This is a genomic window from Paracraurococcus lichenis (assembly GCF_030657435.1).
GTDB classification, from domain to species: Bacteria; Pseudomonadota; Alphaproteobacteria; order Acetobacterales; family Acetobacteraceae; genus Paracraurococcus; species Paracraurococcus lichenis.
The window spans coordinates 1-8,259 of the sequence record NZ_JAUTWS010000133.1 but is presented as its reverse complement, the minus strand read 5'-3'; the positions used below and the strand labels follow the sequence as shown (position 1 = coordinate 8,259).

At 69.9% G+C, this 8,259-nt stretch carries 10 protein-coding genes; 7 read left to right on the top strand and 3 right to left on the bottom strand.

Annotation, left to right across the window (positions count from 1 at the left end; genetic code table 11):
- The 5 genes from Q7A36_RS36675 to Q7A36_RS36655 all read left to right on the top strand — a co-directional run.
- Positions 1 to 562 (top strand): hypothetical protein (locus tag Q7A36_RS36675; protein ID WP_305108748.1); only part of this gene is annotated, 562 nt, incomplete at its 5' end.
- Positions 559 to 1,152 (top strand): hypothetical protein, encoded by a 594-nt coding sequence (locus Q7A36_RS36670; RefSeq protein WP_305108747.1) that lies wholly within the window; start codon positions 559 to 561, stop codon positions 1,150 to 1,152. The genes Q7A36_RS36675 and Q7A36_RS36670, both read left to right, overlap by 4 nt.
- A gap of 15 nt (positions 1,153 to 1,167) precedes the next feature.
- Positions 1,168 to 1,302: a hypothetical protein gene (locus Q7A36_RS36665; RefSeq protein ID WP_305108746.1), complete on the top strand. Its 135-nt coding sequence runs from the start codon at positions 1,168 to 1,170 to the stop codon at positions 1,300 to 1,302.
- Between the two features lie 17 nt (positions 1,303 to 1,319).
- Positions 1,320 to 2,879: a family 16 glycosylhydrolase gene (locus tag Q7A36_RS36660; RefSeq protein ID WP_305108745.1), complete on the top strand. Its 1,560-nt coding sequence runs from the start codon at positions 1,320 to 1,322 to the stop codon at positions 2,877 to 2,879.
- 162 nt (positions 2,880 to 3,041) lie between these two features.
- Entirely contained in the window at positions 3,042 to 3,212 is a 171-nt protein-coding gene (locus tag Q7A36_RS36655) for a hypothetical protein (protein WP_305108744.1), read from the top strand.
- A 231-nt stretch (positions 3,213 to 3,443) separates the two neighbouring features.
- Here the strand turns inward: Q7A36_RS36655 and Q7A36_RS36650 are convergent, their stop codons facing one another.
- On the bottom strand, positions 3,444 to 4,352 hold the full coding sequence (locus Q7A36_RS36650; protein WP_305108743.1) for a transporter: 909 nt from the start codon (positions 4,350 to 4,352) through the stop codon (positions 3,444 to 3,446).
- A 158-nt stretch (positions 4,353 to 4,510) separates the two neighbouring features.
- Entirely contained in the window at positions 4,511 to 5,620 is a 1,110-nt protein-coding gene (locus Q7A36_RS36645) for a patatin-like phospholipase family protein (protein WP_305108742.1), read from the bottom strand.
- 620 nt (positions 5,621 to 6,240) lie between these two features.
- Here Q7A36_RS36645 and Q7A36_RS36640 point away from each other — a divergent pair.
- Positions 6,241 to 6,372 (top strand): hypothetical protein, encoded by a 132-nt coding sequence (locus tag Q7A36_RS36640; protein WP_305108741.1) that lies wholly within the window; start codon positions 6,241 to 6,243, stop codon positions 6,370 to 6,372.
- Entirely contained in the window at positions 6,369 to 7,532 is a 1,164-nt protein-coding gene (locus Q7A36_RS36635; protein WP_305108740.1) for a serine hydrolase domain-containing protein, read from the top strand. Before Q7A36_RS36640 ends, Q7A36_RS36635 begins: the two co-directional genes overlap by 4 nt.
- 147 nt (positions 7,533 to 7,679) lie before the next feature.
- Here Q7A36_RS36635 and Q7A36_RS36630 read toward each other — a convergent pair.
- Positions 7,680 to 8,259 (bottom strand): alkyl sulfatase C-terminal domain-containing protein (locus Q7A36_RS36630; RefSeq protein WP_305108739.1); only part of this gene is annotated, 580 nt, incomplete at its 5' end.

Below are 8,259 nucleotides of genomic sequence, written 5' to 3'. Positions count from 1 at the left end.
CAAGGACGCCGAGGACCTGACGCGGGGCATCCTGCTGGAAGCCGGGGGCGACGACCCGCCGCCGGTGACGCTGCTGGATGCCGGCGGCGGCAGCAACGCCCTGGCGACGGTGCTGGAGCGCGACCGCGGCCTGTTCACCCGGCTGGAAGCCCGCGGGGTAGCCGTGGTGATGCTCTGGCACTGGACGCCGCGGGCACATGACCTGGCGCTCCTGCAGGCCTTCGAGGCGCTGGGGGTGCGGCCAACGGCAACGGCGATGGTCCTGAACGGCGCCCATGCCCGCGAGGGGTGGGATGCCTACGACGGCCTGCGCGGGCAGCCGATCTACCAGGCGGCACTCCGGGCCGGCGCGGCCGAGGTGTGGATGCCGGCGCTGCGGCAGGACGTGGCGCTCGAGGTCGAGCGGAAGGGGCTGCTGTTCGGGCACGCGCGGCATGGCCGGGTGCCCGAGTGGCGCCAGGGCGTGGCGCCGGTGGATGGCGACGCAGCCACCGAGCTCGGGTTGTGGATGGAGGACGTGGCCCCGGAGTGGGCGCCGATCGGCAGCTGGGTACGGCCGTGATCGCGACCGCGGCCGGCCGCCCCGATCTGCGCGACACGGTCCTGCGGCTGCGGGAGGCGATGCGGGCACGGTCGAGGTCGCCAGAGTCCCCGGCGGCCGCTGCGGTGGTCACCCCGGTGCCGACGTCCGCTGGCCCGGCGGAGTCCAGGGCGGCGGCCGAGCCCGAGACGGTGGAGGCGATTGCCGCCGAGGTGGAGGTGCTCCTGCGAGAGGCACTGGCCCACCCGGGCGTGCAACGGGACAGCGTGCGGCTGGTGCTGGCCTGCCATGCCGCGGCGGCCCGGCTGGCGCCGGCGCAGGTGCGCGAGATCCGCGCGCTGATTGCGGCCGCGCGGGAGCCGATGACGGCCGAGGAGCGCGAGGCCTGGAAAGCCGACTTCATGGCCTTCGTGCGCGAGGGCTTGGCGCGGTTGGAGGCGGTGCACCGGCAGGGGGCGCAGGACTGCGGCCTGGCGCTGCGGGACGAGACGCGGCGGCTGGTACGAGCGGCGGATACCGCTGCGGTGTGGCGGGCCGCGTGGGCCATGGGGCTGGCCTGGGTGGCGGGTGCGGTGGTGGGCGGGGCCGTGGTGGCCGCGCTGCTGCGCTAGGCAAGGGAGGTGGCGATGCGGTTTCTGGCGCTGCTGATGATGCTGGGCATCCTGGGCGAGACGCGCACGGGGGGCCTGAGCGGGTGGTCGGTGCTGGCCGGGCTGCTGGTGCTGTTCGTGCTGATGCGATCTGCCGAGCGGACGGGCTGAGGGAGGCGATGATGCGGATGCGGATGACGCTCGCGGGCGCCCTGCTGGTGCTCGCTCCCATGGGCCCGGCGCTGGCGCAGACCACCACGAACGGCCGGCCGCTGACGGCGGCGGAAATCGCGCTCGGGTTGCTGTCCGGCACGATCAAGCAGACCGCGACCTTCGCGGCGAGCGGCGGCGCGGCGGGACAGAACACAGTCATCGGGTCCGGCCCGGACACGCTGACGCTGCAGGTGAGCCAGCAGCGGTACCAGGGCGATGCCGTGGCAACAGTGCTGGTGGACGGCCAACCGGCCGGGACCTTTGCCGTCAGTGCCTTGCGGGGGCAAGGCGCGGATACGGTCACGCTGCGGGGCAACTGGGGCGCCGGGCAACGGGACGTGCAGGTGGTGTTCGAGGACGCCTTCGACGCGAACGCCGACTGGTCCGACCCGGACAAGGTCATGGCCACCGGCAAGCAGGACCGGAACGTCTTCGTCGAGGGGATGACCTACAACGGCCAGACGGTCAGTGGCGGCACGCTGGCGCTCTACAACAGCAGCAGCGCCAGCAACGTCAGCTTCACCGGGGTGGCGGCCGACACGGCCAGCGGGACCACCACCGTGGGCACGGCGGGCGGTAGCATCACAACGGCCAGCACCGGCATTAGGGGCAGCACCGGGGCCGGGCCGCAGACCGGCGGGGCGCCGCAAGCGGTGCTATCGGGCACGACGGCGGCCAGCGGCGGCATGACCGACGAGCAACTGGCGGCGGTGCAGCAGTATCTGGACGGCGGCCGCGGCGCCGAGCTTACCCCGGGCCAGGTGGCGGCGGTGACGGCCGGCAACCCGCTGCTGACGGCGGCCGCGGCGCAGGGCCACGACACCACCGCAGCTGCGGGGCAGGTTGTGGCGCAGGCGGCGGCCGGCCAAATGCCGCCGAGCCTGCCGGGATTCACGGTGCAATGGATGGAGGACTTCACCTCGGGCAAGTGCACGGGGATGCTGTCCAACGTCTGGGGGCCGGGCGTGCGGTGCCCGGGGCCGGGCGTCATTACGCTGTCCAGCACGCCCGACAACCAGGACAGCGGGGCGATGACGCGTCCCGATGGCTATGGCTCTGGGGGTGCCGGCGGCGGCTGGGGCTACGGCTTCTACAGCTTCACGCTCAAGGTGACGGGCGCGGCCAAGCCGGGCCCCTACGCGCAGGCCTGGCCCGGCACCGATGTGTGGCCGGGGCCCGAGCTCGACGTCATGGAGGTGCTCGAGGACGGCACACCCTACGGTACGGTTCACTGGAAAGGTGGAAGTGGCGACAACCAGTTCCGCTCGGTGCGCTACGAAGGCGTCAACGTCCTGGACGTGCACACCTATTCGATGCTGTGGCTACCGGGACAGATCCGCTTCTACGTGGATGGCAAGCAGTACGGTGACGCGATCACCGAGAACGTGCCGGCCGATGGTGCGCATGGCGGCGAATGGCTGGCGCCGGGCGTCGGCATGCAGACCTGGTGGAACAGCGGCGCTGCCCATGGGGTCGGCATGGAGGTCTACAACGTGAGCTATGCCACGGTGGACGTCGTCCAGGCGTCGAAGTGAACACGATGCGGACCAGGGCCGACAAACGTTGATGCTGGTGGTCTCAATGCCGGCAGAACAGACTTTCCACCGCCTCCGGGCTGCAGCGGCCCGGCTCGGACTGCCAGCCTGACCGCGTTTGCCCGCTGCCCGCATTGTAGCGCCGCCTGCGGCGTCATGCGCGTGAACGAGGCGAGGGCTGGTGGCTGGCTGGATGCTGTCCTGAGGGCCTGCGCCTGCGGCGCGCCGGCCTCCGCACTGGAGCCGCTGTCCGAGAACGAGGGCCGGCGCGCGGCGTCGCTCGGCATCGTGCTGCCGATCCTGGTCGTGCCTGACCGTTGGCCGGAGGGCTGACGGGGTTCGCCGTGCCGGGGTGAAACCGCCAGGTTCGACCCTGACCAGCGGTAGCCCAGGTCGGGTTGGCTACCGCCGCAGTCGATCCGAAGCGGACTCTGGCGCCCAGTTCTGATTAATTGCTGGTTGTAGTACCTCGTCCAGGCAGAAACCACTCTGAGGGCGCTGCCGTGTAGCCCTCCGCCAGCCAGGCTTCCCGCGTTGCCGGGGCGGCGGACTGGATGCCGCGCCTCAGAGGCCGCCACCCCAGCGGTATTGCAGAGCGATCCCGATCAGGTCGTAGTTGTTCCCGGTTCGCGCGGACACGCCACTGCTGGCGTAGAGCTTGATGGAGTGGTGGACGCTCAGGGGGAAGGCCAGCGTGGCGCCGAGGCGCCAGTTCCTTTGCAGGTCACTGTTCAACTCGCCGTCGACGGTGGTGCGACCGCCGGTGAAATAGGTGGCGTCGAACGAGGCCCAGATGCCGTGGGGGAAGTTGTAGATTGCGTGCGCTTGGACGGAGGTGATCGGGTCCTGCGAACGCGTCCTGCCGCCGAAGTAGTTCGTGTTCTCGGTGAAGAAGGTCGCCCCTGCCGTGAGCTCCAGGGTCAGCGGCCCGAGCGCCTTCGAGACCCCGAGCTCCGGCCTGAAGGACCAGCGGTTGGTGCCAAGATTTACCACGCGGCTCGGATCGTACTGGCCCGTGGGGGCCGTGATTGCGAAGCTGGCTCCGAGAATCAGATCCTGCCGGTACTCGCGGAACTCCTTCAGGGTCAGCGCCGGGGCGCCATAGAGATTGACCGACAGGCGGACCCTTGCATCGCCGAGGCCATCGACCGTGCGCTCGATCGGCTGGCCCGCGAGCTGTGCTGTTCCGGACAGCCAGGTGACGGGCAAGACCACATCGACCTTCGCCGACTTGCCCCAGAGATCGAGCACCCGCGCATAGGCGAGGACCGCACTCGACGTCTCGAGCTGCGAATTGGTGATGGGTACGGCGGGGTCGGTGGACAGGCCTCCCCGCGTGTAGGCATAGCCGCCGATCAGGAAGTTGACGCCGACTGGCGCATTGGAGAAGGCGCGCGGCTCGATGTCCTGCGCCTGGGCCAGGGCGGGGACGGCGAGCAACGAAAGGGCGAGCAAAGGCCGGGGTCGCGCCACGCGAAGGCCGCCTTCGGCCGAGGCAAGAGGATGGGCCGGCACCGCCGTGGCCGCCCCCCCATGGCACATGGCTATCGCAGCATGGTCCCGCAGGACTCGCCGTTGCGGGCGAGCCACCGAAGCCCACCGCAGCGGGGCCGGGCTGGTCCCGGTCGCCTTCAGGCCAGCGGCCGCTTCACCCAGGCATCGCCCCGCAGCGCGCGCTGCCGCCCGTACTCGAACAGGGGACGCATGTAGGACTGCTCGAATGGCTTGTCGTACTCCACCGTGAAGTCCCGCCCGATATAGGCCAAGTTGAAGTCCACCTCGTCGCGTTCGGTGGCGGCGTAGATCCGCAGCACGTCATTGATCCCGCTGGCGGCGATCATGGCAGTGATGGCGCGGCCAGTGATTCCGAGCGTGCGGCGGTCCACCGAGGCCCATTCGGGATCGAGCCGGCCGTTGCGGATCACCCAGGCCCGGGCTGGCGCCACCGGAAGTCGCCGCGCCATCCGCTCCCGGCGGAACTGCGAAACGCTGGCAGGGTATAGAAACACTTGGGCGAAAGCCCCGCCGTCTACGTGCAGTTCCTGGTAGGGCTGTCCGTCCAGCGTCGCGTCGAACAGTACCGGGGCGAAGGCACCGGGGATGGCGGAGGAGGCCAGCAGGATCCGCCGCACCGTCTCCAGTGCCTTCGGATGGCCGCTTCGCGCGATGGCGCCGATGTTCCAGACCACCGGCATCTGCGCGTCAAGGTTGGAGGAGGCGATCAGCAGCAGCCGGCCACTGTCGTAGGCGTGGCCGATCTCGGCCAGCATCGCCTCGTCAAGGTAGCGGGAGATGGTGCGGAACAGCGGGCTGTTGTCCGCCATGGCGTCGTTCCAGATCGCCGCGGTGTAGCCGCGTTGGATCAGCACGTCTGCCAGGGTGATGTCGGTGTAAACGCTCTTCAGTGGCCCGTCCCAGGCGCTGCCGAGGAAGGCGAAGGGGGCGCTCAGTGCGCCAGTGCTGATGCCGGTGACCAGGAAGAAGGTCGGGCGGTCGCCGCGCTCCGTCCAGCCATTGAGCAGTCCGGCGCCGAAGGCTCCGTTCTCGCCGCCGCCAGAAATGCCGAGCAGGTCCAGCTCCGGCATGGGTGCGCTCGGGGGCAAGCCGCGCGCCAGAAGCTGGCGCTGGACGGCGGCGACGAACTCCCGCTGGAGTCCCGCCTGACCGGCGGCCTCGGTCGGGAAGAAGCGCTCGTTTGGCACACCGAGCACCGTTGCGGCGCTGGCGCGCCCACGCGGCACGGCGGCAAGCCGCGTCGGGAGGGCGCAGCCCGAAAGGCCGGCAGTCAGCGCGCCGGAAACCGTGAAATTCAGAAGGGAGCGCCGGGACGGGAGGGTTGTCGGTGGGGTCATGTGGGACGCGACATTGGAGACCTCACGGACGGCGAGATACTAGTTGGCTCTGCCCATTCCGCTGCAAGGCCGACACCCTGACGTGTCGCTGACCCCGCAGCATCGTATTGATGAGGTACCGCGCGATCGAACGAAAGCGCGATCCGTATCGGAAATCGGCAGGGTAGGACGTTTGTCGGCCCACGATCCTCATATCCGCAATCAACCCAGAGCGGGCTTTTGCCGTCGCAAGCCGAAGGCTTGGTTTCAACCCATCGCTGACCTCCAGAAGGTCAGCTTTGGGGCGATGAGGTCCGCAGGCGCCGAACTGCGGCCTCTCGAACCTTAACCAGGGGGGGAAAGGCGGCCCGGATCAGGCCTTCGCACAGTTCTGACGGTGCGACCACCACCAGGGCAATCGGGCGCGAGCGCGCCGGCGCAACAGGGTCACTACAAACCAATCCAACTTGCTTTGCAAGGACCTTCGATCTCGGGGCTCTCTGATGCCGTCTCAACGAGAGGAGCGTTCCATGGCTTGGCGCATACCGACGGATACGAAGATCGCGGCGTCGGTTGCCGCGCGCATCGATGCCGAGCGCACGGGCGTCGGCATCGCACGGGGCGCGGTCGACGGCGACCGCCGTCGCGGGGCGGTGGCGTGAGCCGCGTCGCCGATCCGGAGCGGGCGGCTCCGGACATCAGGGACGCGACACCCGAGGGCCAGGAAACGGCCTTCCGCGACTGGCCGCACCGCGTGGTACGGCGCGCCGGCGCGGTGCGGCCGCTCCCCCCGCACGCACGTTCGCTCTCGGACCTGACCTTCGAGGTGGGCGGCGCCCGCCTCGGCCTCGGCGACTACATGGCGCGCCGCCGCACGGCCGGGCTCCTGATCCTGAAGCGCGGCGAGGTCGCCGCGGAGCGCTACGGCGTGGGCGGCGGCCCGGAGAGCCTCTGGACGGGCTACTCGACTGCGAAGTCGATCACCTCAACGCTCGTCGGCGCCGCGCTCCATGACGGTTCGATCGGCAGCCTGGATGAGCGCTGCGACCGCTACCTGCCGCGGCTGCGCGGCTCGGCCTATGAGGGCCTCACGATCCGAAACGCCCTGCGGATGTGCTCCGGCGTGGTCTGGAGCGATGTGGAGGACGAACATCCCGAACACGGGCGCCTGCAGCGGGCCCTGGTGAGCCGGCGGCCAGGCTCCCTCATGGACCTCCTGTGCACCCTGCCGCGCGCCCGGCCGCAAGGCGCCGCCTTCAACTACTCGACCGTCGATACCTACATGCTCGGCGCGCTGGTCGCGGCCGCCACGGGGCGGCCGCTGGCCGAGTACTGCGCCGAGGCGATCTGGGGGCCCGCCGGCATGGAGGCCGACGCCTACTGGGCGCTTGAAGCCGAGGGCGGCCGGGAACTGGGCGGCGCCGGCCTCGGCGCGCGCCTGCGCGACCTCGGCCGCTTCGGCCTGCTGGTGCTGGAGGACGGCGAAGCGTTCAGCGGCCGGCGCGTCCTGCCGCCGGGCTGGCGCGACCTCGCCGGCCAGCCCGACAGCGCGCCCACCGGCTTCGGTCGGCTGAAGCCGGGCATCCCCGCAGGTTACGGCTACCAATGGTGGGCACTGCCGCACGGGCCGACCGGCGTTCACGCCGGCGCCTTTGTGGCAATCGGCGCCTTCGGCCAGCACATCTACATCAATCCGGCCGAGCACGTGGTCATCGCCATCCAGAGCGCCTGGCCTCAGCATCAGGACAGCGACGCCGAGACCGAGACCTTCACGCTGATCGGCACCGCGGTGCACGCGCTCCGATCGGACCCGGCGTCGTAGGCCCCGGCGCGCAGCCTTCCGAATGGCGAATCAGGGCGCACGATGGTAGTCGCCGCAGGTCGTTGCCGAGGTCCGCTTACCGCCCGTTGCAGACTCTGGCGCGCCACAGTCGCGCCGGGGCCGGCCCATCCGCACCGAGTTCGTCCGTCACGGCGTGACGATGTTGAACCAGAACGGGAAGCTGTCGAACAGGCCGATGAATTCCCTCAGCGCTTCCCTGCGGCCATCTATCCTGAGATCGCCGGACGCGATCGCCTGGTCCACCGATAACTCGCCCGTCTGCACCTGATCGAAGGTTGCCTTGGTGAGCGTCAGCCTTGCATCCGTCGTGGTCGGCTTCTTCGAGTAGTTGAGCACGCTGTTCTCGACGCGCAGCGCATAGGCCTGGTTCAGGTCGCTGAACTCCAACGTCAGCGACAGCGTTTTGCCCTTCGCCTTCTCGGCGTTGAGCTTCACCGCGAGATAGTCGAAGGTCATCTCCGGCGGCATCGCCCGGATCGTGTCCGGACCGGACGTGTTGAGTTCACCGGCGCTTGGCACCCCGCGCCGCAACTCCAGCGCGCCCTGCAGATAGATCGAGCGCCAGGGCCCGGACTCGGCCTGATAGCCCATCTGCTCGTAGGCATCCGCGAGCAGGTCCTTGGCCTCCCGATTGCCCGCATCGGCGAAGACGACATGCTTCAGCGCTTCCGCCACCCAGCGGTACTCGCCCTTGTCGAAATCGGCT